Genomic DNA, 19,947 nt, shown 5'->3' with positions numbered 1-19,947 from the left:
CGGCCGGCATGTGCCCGCTATCGCCATACAGCGCCGCACCGCGCGCGGATAGCTCGCGAAGTGCGGATAACGGTATGCCGCGTGTCTCAGCCGTCTCATCCGGACCCGGGGCGCGATTCCGCAACAAAGTCTCGAAAGCTGCGCATAACGGTTAAAAGAAGCGGCCCTCGGGCTTCGGCGGCTTCCCTTCCGCGCCTCCCTCATCTCCATAAATATGCCGGAATGCCGCCGGGATGCTTTCGATTACGTCGCTGGCCAGAACATCCGCAAGGGAGTGGCGTTCCTCCGTCAGCAGACTTGCAGCCAGGCCATGGATGTACACGGCATTGCTGACCGCCTGCAGAACGTCCTCGTGCTGCAGGAGAAACGCCGCCGCAATGCCTGTCAGCACGTCGCCGGAGCCGCCCTTGGCCAATGCGGCGCTGCCCGTCGTGTTGACGTGCTGCGTGCCGTCCGGGGCCGCAACGATCGTATGCGGCCCCTTCAGGACGACATAGGCGCCGGTCTCGGCCGCAAAGCGGGCGGACACGCCGAACCTGTCGTCCTCTACCGCCGCGGCGGTGCTGCCCGTAAGCCGGGCCATCTCGCCCGGATGCGGCGTCAGCACCGTCGGCTTGCGGCGCTTCCGCAGCAGCGGCAGAAGCTCTGCGGCGTGGAACAAAGCGTCCGCGTCCAGCAGGACGGGCGCATCCTGGCGCAGCGCCTGTTCCACGACGGCCCGGCCTCCCGGCGTGCGGCCCAGGCCCGGACCTGCGGCGATCGCGCCGAAGGAGGCGCCTTCCAGAGGCAGCTCGCCCCGGAAGTGACCCGCCTCCGACGGCGAAGGCAGGTACATCGCCTCCGGGTAATGGCCTGCCGCAATCGCGTGGATGCAGTCCGGCACGGCCGCCGTCACGAGCCCGGCTCCGCTTCGGAGCGCCGCACGGGACGCGAGGACGACGGCTCCGGGCATCCGCAAGGACCCGCCGGCCACCAGCAGCCTGCCGTGCGTTCCCTTGTGCGAGGACGCCTTCCGGCGCGGCAGCGTCCTCCGCACATCGGGCAGCGTCCACAGGGAGCGGCGGGGCAGGCCCGCGGCTGCGGCAGGCGGGATGCCGATGTCGGCGACGAGCAGCTCGCCGCAGTAAGAAGCGGCCGGGTGCGTGAACGTACCGAGCTTCGGATACTGAATCGTCACGGTGACATCCGCCCGGACGGCCGCTTCGACGGGGCCCCCGTCCGCGGGAACTCCGCTCGGAAGATCGATCGCGTAAACGGCCGCACGCTGCCCGTTGATCTTCCCGATCAGGCTCCGGTACGGCTCGCGGAGAGGGCCGTTCACTCCGATGCCGAGAAGCGCATCGACAATCGCGTCCGCCCGCTCAAGCCGGCGTTCCAGCTCAGCCTCCGAACCTATGTAATCGGCGGCGGCATAGCCCGACTTTTCATAGACGGACAAAGCGGCCGCGGCGGCGCCCCTGATTTTGTCCCGCGGCGGAATCAGCCACAGAGAAACCCGCCGGCCGTGCGCTTTCAGGACTCGGGCGATCACGATTCCGTCCCCGCCGTTGCTTCCCGCACCGGAAAGCACGACAACTTCCGCCTCCGGCGGAATCCGCTCCAGCAGAAGGGATGCGGCCGCACGCCCCGCGCTTTCCATCAGCGTGTCGGCGCTTATTCCGATGAGGTTCACGGTTTGACGGTCGATTTCGTACATATCTTCGCCTGATACGATTCGCATCGTTTGGACCTCCTTAATCGGTGGATTCTGTTCGGAAGAAAATCCGGTCTTACTCTCTTATTCTATTTAACCCTCTACTAACCAGTATAAAAGGCTGAACGGCAGAATTAAACTTTTGGACCCGAGCAACGGACTGCCGGCCAAAAAGAAGGGTTTACCTTCCCGTTACGGAAAGGTTTAAGCTAAAAAGAGAAAAAACCAAATTCCGGCGCGCAGCCGGTTGAAATACGGGGGAGGAAGGCCGCTATGCACATTAAAGAAGCAGCCAAACGGCTGGGAATATCGGCCCGGGCTATCCGTTTTTACGAAGAAAAAGGGCTGATCGCACCGGGTAAGGAACTCTCCAGCGGGTACCGCTCTTTTACCGAACAAGAAATTTGGAGGCTGCGGACGATCGTCGCCCTGCGCGAATCCGGCATGTCCATCAGCGGTATTCAGGCCGCTCTGGAGCAGGTGGAACGTGGCGAGCACGATGAACTGCTCCATTATCTGGAGCTGCAGCGCTCCGTCCTGTACGCCCGTATGCTGGAGACCAGGCAGACGCTGCAAACGACCGACCATATGATCGGGCTTTTGCAGGGGAGCCGAGGGCTTCCCTTGGAGGACTTTTACCGGCTTGCGCAGGATTCCAGAGAGGTCCGGGAGCTCCGCAACTGGGAGGACCGCTGGAACTTCGACGAGCTGGCTTCTTCTCATGACGAGCGGGTATGGAGCGGGGATTCGGCCTATCCCGGTTACCGCGAAGCGCTTGAACGGACCGTGGAGGAAATAAATCCGTCACCCGGAGAAACGGGACTTGATCTGGGCACCGGGACCGGCAATCTAGCCGGTTTGTTTATGGAACGCGGAGCGGTTATGAACGGAGTTGACCAGTCCAAGGAGATGCTCCGTATCTGCCGGTCCAAATTCCCGGACATGACGGCCAAAATCGGCAACTTCCTTGCCGTTCCTTATACGGACGGACAGTTCGATTTCGTGGTGACCAGCTTTGCGTTTCATCATTTATCCGTCAGGCAGCAAAAATTGGCGCTGAACGAAATGGCACGGGTGCTAAAACCGCAGGGCCGCATCGCGATTGCGGGTTTTATAAACCGGAATGCCGACGAAAGAGCCCCGGCCGACAAGCATCGCTCGGATTCACCGGCCGGTGTGTTGGATTTTTTGGACTGGTTTGGTCCAAACGGATTTGAAAGCAAGTGCATTAGGCTTTCGCCCGAGCTTTATCTGGCCGCCGCCCGGCGCGGGCTGCCGTAAAACCGGGGCTTACGCCGGAAACGCTGTGCGATCCGGCATCTTCGCGGCCTGTACCGGGATACTGGTATCCTGCATCAGCATACTGGGAGTGCATGGCAGCCTTGATCTTACTGAATCGGAGAAGACTTTGTTATGGAATGGTTTGCAGGAGGACGAAGAGGAAAAGGCTTGGACTGTGAACCGGATAAGGCTAGCCGCGCCAAAAAATCCGATGCGGTTACCGCCCCGGTCAGGATACTTAAAATCCGCTTGACCTTGCCGCTGCGTTAACGCTTAGGGTATGGAGGGAGAACCGATTCCACATTTTAATTCCGCAAAATGGAGGTAAGATCCGCATGCCCGACCATACCGATATTTACCGCAATCAGACTCATCTGTACGACCGGATGATCTCCAGACAACCCGGTCTGGCGGAAAGGATTGACCGCATCCGCCCGCATGAAGGGCTGGACATCGTGGACCTTGGAGCGGGGACGGGCCGCCTGACGGCCGTTTTGGCGCCAAAGGCCGCATCGGTCACCGCCCTGGACGCCTCGTCCGGTATGCTGGAGGTCACCGCCTCCAAGCTCCGGCAGGCGGGGCTGACGAACTGGCGCTGCACAGCCGCCGACCACCGCAGCCTCCCTCTGGCGGACGACTCCGCCGATCTTCTCGTCTGCGGCTGGAGCCTCTGCTACCTCGCCGGCTCGGACGTCCCGGGCTGGGAAGCCAATGTGGCGCAAGCTCTTGCCGAGATGAGACGGGTTCTGCGCCCCGGCGGAACTCTCATCCTGCTGGAAACGATGGGCACCGGCACGGAGGTTCCGGACCCTCCCGCGTTCCTGAAGCCTTACTACGCGCTGCTGACGCAAAAATACGGCTTTGCCCACGAGACGTTCCGCCTGGATTATACCTTCGCGTCGCTAAAGGAAGCCGAAGAAATGGCGCGCTTCTTCTTCGGAGAAGATCTGGCGGCGAAAACAACGCGGAACAACTGGGTCACCCTGCCGGAGTGCGCCGGTGTCTGGTGGCTGCATATGCCGGCGGGAGCATAACGGGAACGTAACCGTCGCGTTCCGCGCTTGAAGCTGTCTCCCTCCGCTTATTCCCCCGGGAACCCGCGGTTTTCGGCGGTGCATCCAGTGTGTGCGGCGCTGCCGGCGGCAGCCATCCCTTGAGCAACAGCCCGGCGGATGGCACACCAAAAAGCCCTGCAGACGATATTCCGTCTGCAGGGCTTACTTCGTTAAACACAGAGAGCCGAACAATCTAGAGAATGCATGCGCCGAGTCCAGCCTCGGATCGTGCGATTCGCGCGTCGTGCGCCGCAGCCGTTTAGCGGAGCTCGCCGCTTCCCGCTTGAAGCGCTCGATTACACCGGCTCGGCAGCTTCGGACGGCCTAAAGCTGGGCTAGCCCTGAGCCCGTTCCGCCACAGCGCGGGCGATCCATACGCCCGCCGCCCCGGCCTGGGCCAGTCCACGCGTTACGCCGGCGCCGTCCCCGCCGCAGTACAGGCCCGCGATTTCGGTTTCGAGCTGCTCGGTCAGCTTCGGACGGGCGGAGTAGAACTTCGCTTCCACGCCGTAAAACAGCGTGTGCTCGGAAGCGATGCCCGGCGTTACTTTTTCCAGCGCCTCCACCATCTCCACCAGGCTCTTCATCGTGTTGTAAGGAAGAACGAGCCCCAGATCGCCGGGAACGGCTTCTTTCAATGTAGGCTCCAGGAATCCTTCCTTGATCCGGCCTTCCGTAGAGCGGCGGCCGCGGATGATGTCGCCGTATTTCTGAACGATGACGCCGCCGTTTGAGAGATCGTTGGCACGTTTGCAAATCTCCCGGGCATATTCATTCGGTTTATCGAACGGCTCCGTAAACTGGTGCGAAACGAGCAGAGCGAAGTTCGTGTTCCGCGAACCGAGCGCCGGGTCTTTGTACGCGTGGCCGTTGGCCGCCATGACGCCGCTGTGATTTTCCACGACAACATGTCCCGAAGGATTGCTGCAAAAGGTGCGGACGCGGGTGCCGACCGACGTGTTGAAAATAAACTTGCCTTCGTACAGATGCTTGTTGATTTCCTGCATCACGACATCGGATGTCTCCACGCGGACGCCGACGTCGACCTGGTTGTTGTACATTTTCAGACGGCGTTTGCGCAGAACGCTCGTCAGCCATGCGGAGCCGTCGCGGCCGGGCGCCACGATTACGGAATCGGCTTCGATCTCTTCCCCGCTGTTCAGCACAATGCCCCGGATTTTATGGCCTTCGGCCGTTTTGCTTGTCAGCAGGTCGGCTGCTTCCGTTTTGAAACGCATGTCCACTTTTGTTTTCAGATAAATGTTGATCGAGCGGAGAATTTCAAGATTCTGCTCCGTCCCCAGATGGCGGACCTGCGCCCTTAAGAGCTTGAGTCCCGCCGCGTAAGCGCGGTTTTCAATAGAGGACACGACGTCCGTCAGCGGGTCCGTCAGCGTCTGCTGGGCACCGTGCTTCAAGTTGATGTCATCCACATACCGGATGAGATCCAGCACACGCGAAGGCGGCAGATAGTCCGTTAGCCAGCCTCCGAATTCCGTCGTGATGTTGAACTTGCCGTCACTGTAAGCTCCCGCTCCGCCGAAACCGGCGGTAATCGAGCAGGCGGGCAGGCAGCCCGCAAATTCCTTGCGTCCCGCGGCAGGCGGACACAGCTTGATTTTCTCTTCCAGAATCGGACAGCGGCGGCTGTCGATGTCATGCCCTTTATCTACAAGCAGCACTTTAAGGTGCGGTGATTTTAACGAAAATTCATAGGCAGCGAATATCCCGGCCGGTCCGGCCCCCACAATAATAACATCGTAACGGTTGCTCATGATCGTATCCCCCAGTCAGTTATGAAAGGTATCAGGCTTGAGCCGGGCACGCAAAAAAATCCCCGGCCTTCGAATGGTACGGTAAAACCGTCCATTCGTAGCCAGGAATTTCCGGTTCCTTGTAGAGACCTCTGGCCCGTATTGCCAAAGATATACGAATAGGTAAAACACAAATTTAGTTGTTAAGGAGACGTTCGTCCCTTAGATAGGTTAACGAAATTTATGTTCGAAGTCAACCTAAATCGCATTAAATATTCGGTTTATTTTTTGTAAATAAAGAATTTATATAAAAATCAAGCGATTTATCCACCAAAACACGAACATTAAAAAGAAAGCACGATATAACCTGCCGACAGCCACATCACAATCGCCGACACCTTGCCCAGAACCGCCGTAAACCGGGCGGACCCGCTTATCCGGCCTGTCAGCCAGCCCAGCGCGGCCAAACCGAAGAACCAAAACCAGGAAACAAGGATGCACGCCAGGGCGAACACCCATTTATTCGTTCCGGTGTACTGCAGGGAGCTCGTGCCGATGACGCCGACCGTATCCAGGATGGCATGAGGATTGAGCAGGGAAACCGAAGCGGCGAATGCGATCTGTTTGCGTGCAGGATAACGTGCTTCATCACCCGTTGCGGGTTCGTCCGCGTCCTTGCGTGAAGCGCTCTTCCACGTTGTCCAGCCCATATAAGCGAGAAAAATCACGCCTGCCGTCATGAGCGCGGTTTTGATCCACCAGATTTTCAGTACGAGAACGGAAACGCCGAAAACCGCCAAACCGATTAGAAGCGTGTCGCAAAACGACGCCGTCAGAACGGCCGGAAGCGCCCGGGTGTATTTTTTGTGCAAAGCTCCCTGATTGAAAATAAATACGTTCTGCACCCCGAGAGGCAAAATAAGCCCCATAGCCAGAATCAGGCCGTGCAGGGCGGCCGCAGCCGTTAACATCATGCCGGTCCCTCCATCTCTCTGCCGTTAGTCTCTTGTCTTACTTCCTCATGATATAGAAAGATAACCGTTTGTCTCCATCCATTTGGATGGATCGCGGGCCAACCAAACGTTATACTGGAACAAGCGACCCGGGACCGGCTACATGCAGAGGACCGTTCAGAAAGCCGGACATACTCCGAGAAAGCAGGAACCCTTCATGCAGGACAGCAGCTGGAAACCAGACAAGGCTTCCCCCATCCCCTTATCCGTTCAAATCAAACAGTATATCAAAAGCAAAATCGCAAACGGCGAGTGGCCCGTAGGCACGAAAATCCCTCCCCAGCGCGCTATGGCCACCGTATTCGAAGTCAACCGCAGCACCGTCGTAGCCGCCGTTGACGAGCTGATCGCCGACGGTATCCTGGAGGGCCGCAGCGGAAGCGGCACACGGGTCGTCAACAATTCTTGGACGCTGCTCGCGCCTCCGGCTGCTCCGGACTGGGCCTCTTACGTGCAGTCGGGCGTCCACCGGCCCAACCGGGCGATGATCCAGGAGATCAACCGGGCGGAGTTCACCCCGGGCATGATCAGGCTGGGAACCGGCGAGCTGTCTCCCGCTCTTCACCCCCATGAAATGACGAGAAAAGTGCTCGAGAGACTGCCGGGCCGCATGACTTCGCTCGGCTACGAGGAGCCGAAGGGGCTTCTCCCTCTCTGGGAGAGGATTAGCGCTTATCTGAGCACAAGCGGCATTCAGGCCTCACCTTCGTCCATTATGATCGTCTCGGGAGCGCTGCAGGCGCTCCAGCTCATTTCCCTCGGCCTGGCGCAGCCCGGCTCCACCCTGCTGCTGGAGAAGCCGTCTTACTTGTTCTCGCTACATATGTTCCAATCCGCCGGAGTCCGCCTGTGCGGTCTTCCGATGGATGAGCGCGGAGTGATGACCGGACGCATTCCGGAGCTGGCCAAGCGCGCCAAGGGAGCCATGCTCTACACGATCCCCTCTTTTCATAACCCGACCGGCACCCTAATGCCGGAGGACCGGAGAAAAGAGCCGCTGGAGGTGTGCGAAACAGCGCAGCTTCCCGTCATCGAGGATGACGTATACCGCGAGCTGTGGCTCGACGAGCCCCCGCCTCCGCCGCTGAAAGCGATGGACAAGAACGGGCTTGTCCTCCACCTCGGAAGCTTGTCCAAGACATGGAGCCCCGGCCTGCGCATCGGCTGGGTGGTCGGACCCGAAGCCGTCATCGACCGGCTGGCCGACCTCAAGATGCAGACGGATTACGGCTCCAGCTCGCTGTCGCAGTGGGCGGCCGCCGAACTTCTCTCCGGCGGGTTGTACCTGCGGCATCTGGAGACAGTCCGTACGGGGATGCGGAGGCGCCGCGACCGGGCCCTGGAGCTGCTGGACAGCGGGTTCAAGGATATCGCCTCCTGGAAAGTCCCGTCCGGGGGCTTTTACATCTGGCTGAAACTGACCCGTTCTCTCTCTATGAGAGAATTGTTTGAGAAAGGGCGCCAGGCAGGCATCCTTCTGAATCCGGGAAGCCTGTACGACCCTCTCCCCGGCCCTTATCTCAGGCTATCGTATTCCTACGCTTCTCTCGAGGATCTGGAAAAGGGGCTGCAGAAGCTCTCCGCTCTTATCCGCCGGCTTGCCCGCTGACAAAATGCCGGGATGCCGGACTTTGGAGCCGGTTTGCCGGACCGGACGTCTAAAAACCTTTTTCCCGCAATAGGTTAAGCATGAGACGACATCCGGAAAGGAAGAAGAGCATGACCTCCTTATTTCAGCTTCCCGTGCAGGTGGAAACCGAAACCGTCACATCTCCGGGTGTGACGATCTATACGCCGAGACTTTCGGACCTTCGGAGCCCTACGGTTCAGAAAAAGCTAAACGCGGCATTCTCCGGCCTTACGGCTTCGCTCGTTAACGAACAGAAGAAATACCAGACCGGCACTCTCCGCGAGATGACGGGTCATTATGAGGTGAAAACGAACCAGAGAGGGCTCCTCAGTCTGATCGCCACCAACTACGCTTATTCGGCTCCCATGGCCCACGGGTATACCGTTGCGGAATCTCTTACATGCGATGTGAATTCCGGCAATTTTTTCACTCTTTCACAGCTTTTCAAGCCCGGAAGCGGCTACGTGGAACTGCTTTCGCAGCACGTAAGGGCACAGCTTCACCGGCGGAAACTGCCCTTGCTGAACCCTCCGTTCAAATCCGTCTGGCCCGATCAGAACTTCTATCTGGCGGACAAATCGCTGGTGGTGTATTTCGATCTTCTTGAAATCACTCCCTATTACGTCGGATTTCCCATGTTTCCGATCTCGGTGTACGATCTGCTTCCCATCGCGGCGGAAGGAGGTCCCCTGGACATCCTTGCGGTAGACGTCAGCTAGCAAGACTCCACGGCCGGTTTTCGGCCGAAACGGCAGCCTCTCAAACGGAGGCTGCTTTTTCTCTGTCTCCGTTACAATCGGGAAGGAAGCCGGGTCTGCACGATTTTAATCCCTGCCCTGATTCCCTGATTACCTGATTACCTGATTGACGGTCAGGGGTTTTTTGAGATTTTAGCGTTCCGGAGGGTAATATAAAAGAGCAGGACCCCATACTTAGGAGGCCGATCAACCATGGAAACCAGCTTATATGAAAAACTGGGCGGAAAAGACACAATCGGAAAAGTAGTGGAGGAGTTTTACAAGCGGATCATGGAGGACGAATCGGTCAATCATTTCTTCCGGGATACGGATATGGCGAAACAGCTGCGTCATCAGACGGCATTCATCAGCTATGCGCTCGGCGGCGCCCCGTACACGGGCAGGTCGATGGCTGCGGCCCATACGGGACTGAATCTGCAGCCCGAGCATTTCAACAGCATCGTCAACCACTTGAAAGACTCTTTGGCGCAATTCGGAGTCACGGGAGACGATATCCGTGAAATCACGGAGAAGGTGGAATCCCTGAGGGGCGATATCCTTTATAAATAAAACGGATACGGGCATATCCCCCGGGAATCCCGTCAACAGCGGCCTTTGCCCCGCCCGCCGGCTTGGACGGATGTTCTCTTGAATCTTTTACTCTTTTCCCGCGGGGGCCGGATGTGCTACAATTTGCAAAACGTCTTCACGTGTTAGGATTACTCACATATAGAGAAGGTAGAAGGGGGGAAACGGATGGATATGCGCAAGTACCGTTTGGATGAACCCGCACTGGGTACATTCAGCGAGGAACGGGACGAATACGAGCGCGATTACGCCCGTCTTATCCAGTCTCCGGTGTTCCGCCGGCTGCAGGGCAAATCGCAGGTATTCGGTGCGGGGACCGGGGATTATTACCGGACGCGGCTTACCCATTCCATAGAGGTTTCGCAGATTGCCCGCGAGGTTGCCCGGCGTATGAGAAAACAGTACGCGTTTTGCATCGGCGGGGAGCATCCCGGCTTGATGATCGACCCTGCCGTCGTGGAGTGCGCATCGCTCGCGCACGATTTGGGACATCCTCCGTTCGGCCACAAAGGCGAGGAAGTGCTCAATCATCTTCTCGGGGAAGAACACGGCCTCTCCTACGAAGGAAACGCGCAGAATTTCAGGATTCTGACGTTTCTGGAGAAGCGCGCCGGCAGCGACAGCGGCCTGGATTTGACGGCCGCCGTGCTTCTGGCCATCAACAAATACCCGTACAGCCTCGAAGAGCCGGGACGGCTCAAAGGCGTGTACGGGATGGAATGGGAGGGCATCCGGCAGCTCCGGGACATGTGGAACATGCCGGAAGGCTGTCCGACGCTGGAAGCCCAGCTGATGGATTTGTGCGACGACATCGCCTACTCCACGCACGATATCGAGGACGGCATCCGCGCCGGCAAAATCCAGATGAACCGCTCCTTCTTCGAAGACGACCGGCTGATCGGGCACCTCGTTCAGGAAATCGTGAACGATCAAGGCAACCTCGAGGTCGGCTGGGAGCAGGTGGACATCGCCGCGATGGTGAAGCAGGTGCTTGCCTCTTACCTCGAGCAGTGGGAGCTCATCTACGCCCAGTGCGACCGGGAAGCCTCGCGCACGCGCAGAGAGATGAAAGCCCGCTGGGTCAGCTCCTTCGCCGGCAAAGTCGGCATCATCGACGACCCGGACAAAGGCTGGAAGCGCGTCACGTTCGTGCGCGAAGGCCGCCAGGACCTGGATCTTCTCCGTACGATGGAGATTATCAAGAAGCTGGCCTGGGTCACGCTCGTCAAGGACTTCCGCGTCCAGCGGCTTCAAAAGCGCAGCGAAATCATCATCCGCCGGTTGTGGGACAGCTTTAAAGTGCCGGATCACGGACAGCTCATTATTCCGCCGGACTGGATCGAGAACTACGAGCGGCATCGCTCCGTATGGTCTTGGCCCCGGCTGGTCGCCGACTATATCTCCGGCATGACCGATGCGTATGCGGAGAAAGTCGCCGCAGAGCTTTACGCGAGCAAGTCCGGCTCGATTTACGAGATGGACTAAGGCGGAGGACTGTTTTTTAGAAGAAAGCCTGTATATTTATGCAGGCCAGGACGGCAGAACCCTCAGCGGCTGCGGCTCCGGCTTGCCGAAGTAGTAGCCCTGAAACCATTCATAACCGAGATCCCGGAGACATTCCAGATCGTCGCGGTCTTCGATTCCTTCCGCGAGCGCACGGGAATTGAGCTCCTGGGTCATTCTTGCGACAGCGCGTGCCACGCGCTGTTTTCCTTTGTCCTTGCTGACGCCCCGGCTAAATTCAAGGGCAAGCTTCACGACGTCGGGCTCCAGCTCGGAAAGAACCTGCAAGCTGTTGAAACCCGTTCCGACATCATCCAGTGCATAGCGGAAGCCATGTTTTTTGTAAAAAGCCAAGATGCTTCTCAGGTGGTCCATATTGTTGATTTCTTCGCTCTCCACCACTTCGAAAACGATCGATTCGGGGTTTACGCCCGTTCTCTCCACCATCTCAACCGTCGATTGAAGACAATGAACGGGATTATAGATGGACGTCGGGAGGAAGTTGATGAAAATCAGCCCGTCATCCAGACCGCCGGCGTTCCGGACCGCTTCCAGACGGCATGTGCGGTCCAGCGCGAACAGGCGGTCTCTCGCTTTAGCGGCCTGAAACAGCTGAACCGGCGGAATCAGCCCGCCGTCCCGCCCGGCTCCCCGCGACAGCAGCTCGTAACCGATAATGGAGCTTTCCACGCCGTCAAAGGAAACGATCGGCTGGTAAAAAGTCCGGATTGAGCGATTCGTAATCACATCGTCAATCCAATGGGCGTCTCGTTCTTCCTTGAAAAATTGGACGGGCTTGAGCTTGTCCAGCCCCTGCAAGGGATCATGCTTGTCCGCCCGCACGGCCCGGATATTGGCATATTCCAGATGCGCGGTCACATAATCGAGCATGGCGTTGAACAGAGATTCGTGCATCCAGTACAGCCGTGAATCGATTTTATCCCACTGATTCGCCGGGTATTCCGGCAAATAGGCATCCAGAAACGAGGAAGTTACGCTTCCGCCAAAATAGACCGTGTAGCCGCGCTCCCCAACGAAGCATTTCGAACAAAAATTTTGCATGAAAAGCGCTCCCTATGTCACATAATGGATGGATTTACGTCTATCTTACTTAATAAAGGTTCTAATTTACAACCTTTAAGGATAAAATTTCATTTTATTGAGGAATTCAAACTTGAAAACGGTTTTTACTTCCTAATTCCCCTGAAATCCCCTTAAGTTATTTTCACCGAATTCCCACTCCGGCGTTTTCAGACCGCCTCCTTCTTTGAACGTGTACCACGGGCTTTGAGCGGGATTGCCGGATTCGCCAAATTGCGTCTCCCGGGCGGGCGTACAGCTTTGCGCCGGCATAAACAAGGTCTCCCCCGTCGGCTTATTCACCGCTATATCCACGGCAATGCCCGTATGTCCCGGCGATCCTCCGATAATGGACACATCTCCCGGGTGTTATCGGCTCCAGCATTTTTTACCCACGATGCCTGATTTCCATTCAGCTTAATTCGATATCCGTTCATCCATTTTGAATATCCGGCCTTAAACCCGTTCACAAATACGTAATTCGTTTAATTCAAGCGGTCCATCGCAACTCGTGTACAGAAAGGTGAATTCTACGCAACTTCAGACGATAATGCGGCAAGAAACGGAAAGCGGCAGAAGGGGTGCCCGCACGATATGCGGACACCCCTTCGTTTGATTCGATCAGCTTTGCGCCCAGTTGGCTCCGGTCGGTTTGGGCCTTAGACCCGTCAGTCCGGTCTTCAAGCCGAATCGGGACAGCTCTGCCGTTTCGTCAAAGTCCAGCCGCCTGCAAGAGGGACAGCGGGACCCTTTTAACAAGCTGAGGGCAAACGGCACGGCTTCGCCCATACGGGCAAAAAGATGCTTGCTGCCTATGCTGTCGCTGAGTCCGCTCACGTCCAGAACTCGTCTGACAGAAGCATTCGTTCCGCTGAGCAGCAAAGTTCCGCCGCGTGCCCGGATAGTCCCGCATACTTCGGCCAAGGCAGCCTCTCCCGTCGTATCCATATCGGTCACTTCATCCATGCGCAGCACGAGGATCGGCGAGGAGGCGCATCGGCTCAGATGATCGTTTATCGAGTCCAGGAAGACGGGCGAGGTGCCGAAAAACAACGGTCCCTCCACGGCGAACAGACTGATCTGCGGACAGGCACAGCCGGCCGGCGCGGCCGCCCGGACCTCCTTGTCCTCCCTGTCGGGAATGGAGCCGCCTACACTGAGTGTGCCGCTGATGCGCTTGATAAATAGGACTGCGGCAAGCACGAGACCCGCGGCTACGGCCGTAGTCAGGTCCGCAAAGACGGTAAGAAGGAACGTAAGCGCCAGAACGATGGAATCTCCTGTACGCGTTTTGAGCACATGTACAAATTCACGCCGTTCGCTCATGTTCCATGCGACGACCATCAGTATAGGGGCCATCGCCGCCAGAGGAATATGAGAAGCATACGGGGCGAAAATAAGCAGCACGCAGAGAACGACGAGCGCGTGAACGATTCCCGAAAGGGGCGAAGCCGCCCCGTTCTTGATATTTGTGGCGGTACGGGCAATTGCGCCCGTGGCCGGGATACCTCCGAACAAAGGCGCCGCGATGTTGGCGATGCCTTGACCGATCAGTTCTTTGTTGCTCTTATGTTTGTCGCCCCCCATCCGGTCCGCAACCATGGCCGACAAGAGAGATTCGATGCCGCCGAGCATCGCAATGACCAGAGCCGCGGGGAGGAGTGCGATCATACCTTCCAAGGTAAGAACCGGGAAGTTAAACTCCGGCAGCTTGCTCGGGATAGCACCGTAGGCGGAGCCGATGGTATCGACTTTGCCGGAGAAGAAGCATACGGCTGCGAGACTGGCCGCTACAAGCCCGGCGAGGGCGCCCGGAATTTTGGCGGTCAAACGCTGGGTGAGCAGCAGCACCGCGAGACAGATGAGCGCCGTAGCTACGCTGTACAAGTTGACGGTTCCGATATGGAGAGCGATTTCATACATGTTTTCATGAAAGCTCTCTTTCTTTTTTACATGGCGCAGCCCGAGAAAATGGGCGATCTGTCCGCTGAAAATAATGACGGCGATGCCGGCGGTAAAGCCGATGGTAACGGGCCGCGGAATATACCGGATGATGCTGCCCAGACGCAAAGCTCCCAGCACCACAAGCAGAACCCCGGCCATCAGTCCCGCGATCAGCAGGTTTTCGTATCCGTGCTCCATGACAATGGCGAACAAAACCGGAACGAAGGCTCCCGTCGGACCCGCAATCTGGAACTTGGACCCTCCCAGAAGCGAAACGAGCAGCCCCGCAATGATAACCGTGTAAATTCCGTATTCCGGACGTACGCCCGAGGCAATGGCAAAGGCCATTCCGAGCGGGATTGCGACAATTCCGACGATCAGTCCGGCAGCGAGATCTTTCCTGAAGAGACCGGGCGAGTATCCCCGGAAGCGGGAATCCCCATACACTATTCATTTCCCCTTTCGATTGTGGTTTGTAAATGTGAAGCTTCGGAATTTAAATGTGCGGTCGCACCTTCTTTCGGTAGAATGGGCTCTCCCTCAACGACGACATCGAGCTGTCCGGTTGCCGGATGAATGACCAGCCCGTGCACGGGAACGGATTCGGGGAATAGGGGATGCGTGCGTATCATGGAGACACTGTTGGCGATGCTTTCCTCAATACTCGAAAATCCGGTCAGCCACCCGTTCAGATCAATGCCCGCATCCGACAGCGTTTTTATATACTGTTCCGGGATGCCGAACCGCCGGGCGCTTTCCAGAACATTGGCGCTCTTTAAATTCGCCATCCCGCATTCGTGGTGACCGATGACGTATACTTCCTTCGCCCTAAGTTCGTAAATGGCAAGCAAGATGCTTCTCATGATGCTTCCGAACGGATGAGACACGACAGCGCCCGCATTTTTAATGACTTTGGCATCCCCGTTGCGGATTCCGAGTGCTTTGGGCAGCAGTTCCAGCAGGCGTGTGTCCATGCAGGTCAGGATCACGATTTTCCGGTCCGGATACTTCGTCGTCTGAAAAGGGACATAGTGCTTTTCCTTTACGAAAGTCCGGTTGTGAGCCAAGATTTCGTTTATGTTTGACATGTAAAATAACCTCCTTTCAATAGTTTGTCGGAAAATAATTAAGTCCTTTTTCCAATAAAAGTTATTTTACATGCTAATGTTAATTTGACGTTTTGATTACGTAAATAATAAAAATCAACGAAAAATGATACAATTCAATTTCGTGGAACATTCAAAAAAGGAGAAATGGATGTAAGGGGTAAGACAAAAAATTCCCGTAATAGATGGGTTTCCGGCTGTTTTAGGCTGGCTATAGCGTAGTTCGCAAGTCTCAGTGGCAAAGGGATTTCCAGGACGGCAGGATAAGCCCATAAAAATAAAAGTATTTTCTTTCATGGAGTAATAGGGCTAGAAACTAATAAGAATTATAATTATCCATAATATGTAATTTGCGATAAAGAGCCTCTCTTTTAAGACTATAGGTTTACTTCCAGTCAAGCGGCTTATGACTTTCAGCCTTTTACAGGGAGATTTGTTTATACTTTTGTTCATAAGTTCCATTCTTCATTGCTTACATAGCATGTAAAAGAAAGAGAGAATTTCACGTAGCGGCCAGGCCCGTAATAAAAAAATTTCACAGAAGCGGCAGTCGGCCTACCGCTTCTTTGCCGTCCGCCGTGCTGCCGGGAACAATTAAAATTGACCCAACGGACTATTCCATCACGTCAGCCCCGCATACTTTTCACTGTCAAGGGATAATTAGCTTGAGGTGTTAAGGAAATCTCATCGGCTCCAAAATTTTTCAAATGCTTGAAGCGTCCGTTTTCAGTCAGTCTGCTTTCCAAACTCCGGGAAGCTTTCGGGGAAGCGGCCGACTTTGAAGCGGTATGTATCGGAGAATTGAACGGCAGAGAAGTTTATCTCTGTTATTTATCGACTTTAATCGGTTCGGATCATTTCCGGTTTCAGATTGAGTGGATGGAGCGACCCGAACTCGATACGGTACTGGAAAGCTTCAGCGGCTCCAAATTTACGAGCGGTACCTTTGCGGCCTGCGAAAGATCGGTCTGCAGCGGCAAAACGGTGTTGTGTCTTTCCGACTCCGCCGCCGGTATCATTCTTGAGACGGGCCACACGCAGAGCAGCGGGGTACACTCGCCTCAAACGGAGAACGTTATCCGGGGACCGATGTATGCTTTTAACGAAAACTACCAAACCAATGCCGCACTGCTCCGTCAACGGTTAAAAACATCCCGCCTGAAAATATGGGAAAGCACGGTCGGTGACATTTCCCGCACCAAAGTAGGCGTATTCTATATGGAAGGAATAACGGATGCCGGTCTGGTACGGCAATTCTGCGAGAAAATTGCCGCTATCCGGATTGACGGTATCCAGGATACCGGAGAGCTTCTCAAACTGCTGAACAGCAATGCGGGTTTGTATTTATACCCGGTTGCACTTTCATCGGAGCGGCCCGATCGCGCCGCAGCCGCCTTATTGAACGGCAAAGTCGTGGTGATCCTGGACGGCACACCTTTCTCGCTAATCGCGCCGGCGGCTTTTGTAGACTTTTGGCATTCCGACGAGGATCACTATTTATCGCCGTTCGTTGCCTTTTTTTTGCGAGGCCTGCGCTTTACGGCTCTGGTGGTTAACTTGTTCCTGCCGGCGTATTATGTGGCGCTCACCTCTGTGAACGTCGACATCAATCGATTGGAAATCAGCCTGGCTGCGGCAGCCAGCAGGGAAGGGGTGCCTTACCCCGTTTTTATCGAAACGATGCTGATGCTGTTTATCCTCGATTTTATCGTGGAGGCCGGGGTGCGTCTTCCCAAATCGATCAGCTCGACCGTTACGATGGTAGGCGGGGTCGTACTGGGACAAGCCGTTATTCAGGCGAATATCGTCAGCAATTTGCTTGTGATCGTCGCCGCAACGACGGCTATTACGAATTTTATCGTGGTCGATTACCAGATGGGCCTAATTCAGCGGATATTAAAGTACTTCATGCTTACGGGAGCGGGAATAGCAGGCGTACTCGGCATCGTGATTTGTTTTGCCTGCCTCGTTATCGTCCTTTCGCGTATCGAATCCTTCGGCGTATCTTTCCTGACGCCCCTAGGACCGGGAGCCCGAAACAGGTCCAAAGCAATCAATGCCGGCGGATCTCCTCACCGATATTCGTTGCGATCCCTGGTTTACTCTTGGAAAGAGAGGAGGCCGAAAACTTGACAACAGCGTCCCTGACGATTTCCTTCAGACAATATGTGATCCTGCAATTGATGGTATTCGGGGGTACATCCTTTTTCTTGTATCCTTATTATATTATTCAATCCACAAGCCGGAGCTACTGGATCCCCGTCGTTGCCTGGTTCCTTCTCGGGTTAGCCGGCGCATGGATTTTCACTCGTATGCTGGCGAAGAAACCGGGCAGCGATGCTTATGCCGTCAGTAAACAAGAATTCGGCAGGATCGGTATCCTTCTGTTTCATCTGCCTCTCATGGCATTTGCCTGGAACACGATTGTGCTGATGATTCGCGCGCATGCCGAAATCATTTCCATGACCATGCTGCATGCCACTCCTCAATGGTTTTTGAACGCATTTCTGTTTGTTTCCCTGTTTTGGCGTCCGGCGGGTTTAAATCCATCGTTCGTACGGCCGGTGTTTTTACGATCGTGTCCGTACCTTTATCGATTGGGCTGACGATTGTTGGCCTGAGCGATATCCAGCCGGAGCTTGGAAGACCGTGGCTCCGCTGTAACGGGGATTTTTTACATAGCCCGACTTTTTATGCCGCCTCATATATATGGGCAGGCTTTGTTTATTTCGCCGTTTGCGGCAAATACACGAAAAAGCCCGGACAACTCTGGAAAGCTTATGCCGCAGCGGCTGCGATTTTTCTCCCTTTAATATTCGGTGCGGTCTATTTGCCCATTCTGACTTTCGGTCCGGAACTGAGCAAAAGCCTGACATTCCCCTATATATCCAAGATGGATTCCATCAGCAAGTACGGGCTTGTTTTTGAAAATTTGACGGCCATCTTTATTTCGGTCTCCATTCTGTATGTTATTTTAACGGTCGCGATGATGATAAATTGCCTCGGGGTTGGAGTTCAAGCATTGTTTCCCAAATGGCGAAGAAAATGGGTGTATGTGTGCATCGGCATACTCACATACGGCACAGCTCTTGTGATTCCTTCATGGCACTGGATTGAAAGAGCCGTCGTGTGGGATACTCCGCTCCGATTGTATGTCATGTTTATATTTCCGCTGGCCGTTCTTTTAAAATCTCGAATCCGGGAAGGGAAGAGCAGGGAATCATGAAACTGGCCCAATGGTCCAAACTTGCGGGGATTGTCTTGGTGTGCTCCATCCTGCAAGGCTGCTGGGACGTAAAAGACGTGGACAACCGAATGATCGCCGCGGTAATCGGGATCGAACAAACGGAAGATCATAAGGTGGAGCTATGGGTGAGGTTTCCGGTACCCGTTACGTCACAGTCGGGAAGCGGCGGAATAAGCAAGGACTTTTTTTCGTCCCGGCAGAAAGGAGATACGGTCGTGGAAGCACTGGACGAACTTCGTTCAAAGCTGCCCAAAGCGCTCGATTTATCGGAAACCCGGGCTATATTCGTGGATGAGGATCTGGCCAAAAAAGGACTGCTTGCCTACTTGGAATTTGCAGTCCGGGACCGCCTTGTTCCGCTAAATACACTCGTTGCTCTCGTTTCGGGCAGTATGGAACCGATTTTCACGAAATCCAACCCCGGCGGAGAAGTATCAGGGACCTACGCGAAGCTTTTTTTTGAACCTTATGCAGGGGGGACTCCCGAGAAAAACAGAGTTCCGCTCTGGAGCTTATTCAGCCGGATCTACAATCCTTTGCAGGAGAATATCGTGCCCCTGCTCACTCAGAGTCAGGTGAATATGTTCAAATTGAAAGGAAACGCGTATTTTGAAGACGATAAACAGGTTGGCATCCTTACTCCGGAGGAAACGTTAATCTACGAAATTATTTTCCGGAAAATGAGCGATTTCGAAATCGAAACCGTCGAGGGAGCGAATGTGTCGATCCGAAACAACAAGACACGGATTACGACCAAGCTAATAGCGGGAAAGCCGCATATCCGCATCCATACTTCTTTATCGTTAACGCTAATAGATTCTTCCAAGGCTGCTCAAATAAGCTCCGCAGAAATCGAAAATTCGGTTAACGCGGTGCTGGAACGGAGGGCCAAGAAGGTGTTTCAGGACACACAGCTTAAGAAATCCGATATATTCGGATTCGGCAACCGATATCGGAGTCTTCTGAGTTCCGAGGAATATGAAAAATGGCCGGAGATGTACCGGGACGCAGCAATCGAATTTCACATCAATTCCAAGATGAGGAATACCGGTCTTCAACTGCTGAAATAAGCATGCCAGGGAGAGCTTTAGGACAAGCGCCCGATCCGGCCCTCCGGGGCGGCAGGCGGCCGGGGCCGGGCGTTTCGGTACAGTCTTACGGAAAGCGTCAATCATGCCGGATGGTTTTAAAATAAAACGCCGCAAAGCTTCCCGGCTCGGACTCCGTGCGCTCTCATCCTTGCGGCACTTTGAACCGCTCCTGTAAAGCAGCGCCTTCGGGCAGTACAATGGCGGCGTTCATTGCGGCTGCCGTGT

Annotated in this window: 14 protein-coding genes, 2 pseudogenes and 1 riboswitch; of the genes and pseudogenes, 9 read left to right on the top strand and 7 right to left on the bottom strand. The window is 55.5% G+C overall.

The window, feature by feature from the left end; genetic code table 11:
- Positions 1–151 precede the first annotated feature (151 nt).
- The gene (locus ACI48J_RS00840) at positions 152–1,720 is read right to left on the bottom strand and encodes an NAD(P)H-hydrate dehydratase (protein WP_405081264.1); all 1,569 of its coding nucleotides are present in this window, start codon (positions 1,718–1,720) and stop codon (positions 152–154) included.
- Between the two features lie 246 nt (positions 1,721–1,966).
- Here ACI48J_RS00840 and ACI48J_RS00835 point away from each other — a divergent pair, with 246 nt between their 5' ends.
- On the top strand, positions 1,967–2,974 hold the full coding sequence (locus ACI48J_RS00835) for a methyltransferase domain-containing protein (protein ID WP_405081262.1): 1,008 nt from the start codon (positions 1,967–1,969) through the stop codon (positions 2,972–2,974).
- 335 nt (positions 2,975–3,309) lie between these two features.
- Positions 3,310–4,008, top strand: a complete 699-nt coding sequence (locus ACI48J_RS00830; RefSeq protein WP_405081261.1) for a class I SAM-dependent methyltransferase — start codon at positions 3,310–3,312, stop codon at positions 4,006–4,008.
- Positions 4,009–4,364: 356 nt separating this feature from the next.
- On the opposite strand, the gene ACI48J_RS00825 is transcribed toward ACI48J_RS00830, so the two are convergent.
- Together ACI48J_RS00825 and ACI48J_RS00820 are read right to left on the bottom strand one after the other, a co-directional pair.
- Entirely contained in the window at positions 4,365–5,804 is a 1,440-nt protein-coding gene (locus tag ACI48J_RS00825; protein WP_326056137.1) for an NAD(P)/FAD-dependent oxidoreductase, read from the bottom strand.
- 78 nt (positions 5,805–5,882) lie between these two features.
- A riboswitch (purine riboswitch) is annotated at positions 5,883–5,982 on the bottom strand.
- Between the two features lie 145 nt (positions 5,983–6,127).
- Entirely contained in the window at positions 6,128–6,757 is a 630-nt protein-coding gene (locus tag ACI48J_RS00820; protein WP_405081260.1) for a LysE/ArgO family amino acid transporter, read from the bottom strand.
- 196 nt (positions 6,758–6,953) lie between these two features.
- Between ACI48J_RS00820 and ACI48J_RS00815 the strand changes: the two genes are divergently transcribed.
- The 4 genes from ACI48J_RS00815 to ACI48J_RS00800 all read left to right on the top strand — a co-directional run bounded on the left by ACI48J_RS00815 (position 6,954) and on the right by ACI48J_RS00800 (position 11,236).
- Complete coding sequence (locus ACI48J_RS00815) at positions 6,954–8,405, top strand: PLP-dependent aminotransferase family protein (RefSeq protein ID WP_405081259.1); 1,452 nt, start codon at positions 6,954–6,956, stop codon at positions 8,403–8,405.
- Positions 8,406–8,515: 110 nt separating this feature from the next.
- Positions 8,516–9,145, top strand: coding sequence for a DUF3298 domain-containing protein (locus ACI48J_RS00810; protein WP_405081258.1), 630 nt, complete (start codon positions 8,516–8,518; stop codon positions 9,143–9,145).
- A 231-nt stretch (positions 9,146–9,376) separates the two neighbouring features.
- Complete coding sequence (locus ACI48J_RS00805; RefSeq protein WP_405081257.1) at positions 9,377–9,733, top strand: group 1 truncated hemoglobin; 357 nt, start codon at positions 9,377–9,379, stop codon at positions 9,731–9,733.
- A 186-nt stretch (positions 9,734–9,919) separates the two neighbouring features.
- Positions 9,920–11,236 (top strand): deoxyguanosinetriphosphate triphosphohydrolase family protein, encoded by a 1,317-nt coding sequence (locus tag ACI48J_RS00800; RefSeq protein ID WP_009676030.1) that lies wholly within the window; start codon positions 9,920–9,922, stop codon positions 11,234–11,236.
- A gap of 36 nt (positions 11,237–11,272) precedes the next feature.
- Here the strand turns inward: ACI48J_RS00800 and ACI48J_RS00795 are convergent, their stop codons facing one another.
- The 4 genes and pseudogenes from ACI48J_RS00795 to ACI48J_RS00780 all read right to left on the bottom strand — a co-directional run bounded on the left by ACI48J_RS00795 (position 11,273) and on the right by ACI48J_RS00780 (position 15,366).
- A complete protein-coding gene (locus ACI48J_RS00795) occupies positions 11,273–12,316 on the bottom strand; it encodes an EAL domain-containing protein (protein ID WP_405081255.1) in 1,044 nt (347 codons plus the stop codon).
- Between the two features lie 132 nt (positions 12,317–12,448).
- A pseudogene (locus tag ACI48J_RS00790) lies at positions 12,449–12,771 on the bottom strand (DUF4846 domain-containing protein).
- 184 nt (positions 12,772–12,955) lie between these two features.
- A complete protein-coding gene (locus tag ACI48J_RS00785; protein WP_326056117.1) occupies positions 12,956–14,725 on the bottom strand; it encodes a sulfate permease in 1,770 nt (589 codons plus the stop codon).
- Positions 14,725–15,366 (bottom strand): beta-class carbonic anhydrase, encoded by a 642-nt coding sequence (locus ACI48J_RS00780; RefSeq protein WP_405081253.1) that lies wholly within the window; start codon positions 15,364–15,366, stop codon positions 14,725–14,727. The genes ACI48J_RS00785 and ACI48J_RS00780 overlap by 1 nt, the downstream gene beginning before the upstream one ends.
- A 729-nt stretch (positions 15,367–16,095) precedes the next feature.
- On the opposite strand from ACI48J_RS00780, the gene ACI48J_RS00775 reads away from it, so the two are divergent.
- The 3 genes and pseudogenes from ACI48J_RS00775 (at position 16,096) to ACI48J_RS00765 (ending at position 19,701) form a co-directional block, all read left to right on the top strand.
- Entirely contained in the window at positions 16,096–17,517 is a 1,422-nt protein-coding gene (locus ACI48J_RS00775; protein ID WP_405081252.1) for a spore germination protein, read from the top strand.
- Positions 17,518–17,567: 50 nt separating this feature from the next.
- A pseudogene (locus ACI48J_RS00770) lies at positions 17,568–18,610 on the top strand (GerAB/ArcD/ProY family transporter).
- Positions 18,607–19,701, top strand: a complete 1,095-nt coding sequence (locus ACI48J_RS00765; protein ID WP_405081250.1) for a Ger(x)C family spore germination protein — start codon at positions 18,607–18,609, stop codon at positions 19,699–19,701. The pseudogene ACI48J_RS00770 and the gene ACI48J_RS00765 overlap by 4 nt, the downstream one beginning before the upstream one ends.
- Positions 19,702–19,947 lie beyond the last annotated feature (246 nt).

This window comes from Paenibacillus chitinolyticus (genome assembly GCF_045038035.1).
Classification (GTDB): Bacteria; Bacillota; Bacilli; order Paenibacillales; family NBRC-103111; genus Paenibacillus_F; species Paenibacillus_F chitinolyticus_A.
This window is presented reverse-complemented; position numbering and strand designations above follow the sequence as displayed.

What these genes read in the sequence shown, in the direction of transcription:
- ACI48J_RS00805 (WP_405081257.1), top strand. Translation starts at nt 9,377, where the DNA reads ATGGAAACCAGCTTATATGAAAAACTGGGCGGAAAAGACACAATCGGA.
- ACI48J_RS00835 (WP_405081262.1), top strand. Translation starts at nt 1,967, where the DNA reads ATGCACATTAAAGAAGCAGCCAAACGGCTGGGAATATCGGCCCGGGCT.
- ACI48J_RS00820 (WP_405081260.1), bottom strand. Translation starts at nt 6,757, where the DNA reads ATGATGTTAACGGCTGCGGCCGCCCTGCACGGCCTGATTCTGGCTATG.
- ACI48J_RS00840 (WP_405081264.1), bottom strand. Translation starts at nt 1,720, where the DNA reads ATGCGAATCGTATCAGGCGAAGATATGTACGAAATCGACCGTCAAACC.
- ACI48J_RS00780 (WP_405081253.1), bottom strand. Translation starts at nt 15,366, where the DNA reads ATGTCAAACATAAACGAAATCTTGGCTCACAACCGGACTTTCGTAAAG.
- ACI48J_RS00800 (WP_009676030.1), top strand. Translation starts at nt 9,920, where the DNA reads ATGGATATGCGCAAGTACCGTTTGGATGAACCCGCACTGGGTACATTC.
- ACI48J_RS00825 (WP_326056137.1), bottom strand. Translation starts at nt 5,804, where the DNA reads ATGAGCAACCGTTACGATGTTATTATTGTGGGGGCCGGACCGGCCGGG.
- ACI48J_RS00810 (WP_405081258.1), top strand. Translation starts at nt 8,516, where the DNA reads ATGACCTCCTTATTTCAGCTTCCCGTGCAGGTGGAAACCGAAACCGTC.
- ACI48J_RS00765 (WP_405081250.1), top strand. Translation starts at nt 18,607, where the DNA reads ATGAAACTGGCCCAATGGTCCAAACTTGCGGGGATTGTCTTGGTGTGC.
- ACI48J_RS00830 (WP_405081261.1), top strand. Translation starts at nt 3,310, where the DNA reads ATGCCCGACCATACCGATATTTACCGCAATCAGACTCATCTGTACGAC.
- ACI48J_RS00815 (WP_405081259.1), top strand. Translation starts at nt 6,954, where the DNA reads ATGCAGGACAGCAGCTGGAAACCAGACAAGGCTTCCCCCATCCCCTTA.
- ACI48J_RS00795 (WP_405081255.1), bottom strand. Translation starts at nt 12,316, where the DNA reads ATGCAAAATTTTTGTTCGAAATGCTTCGTTGGGGAGCGCGGCTACACG.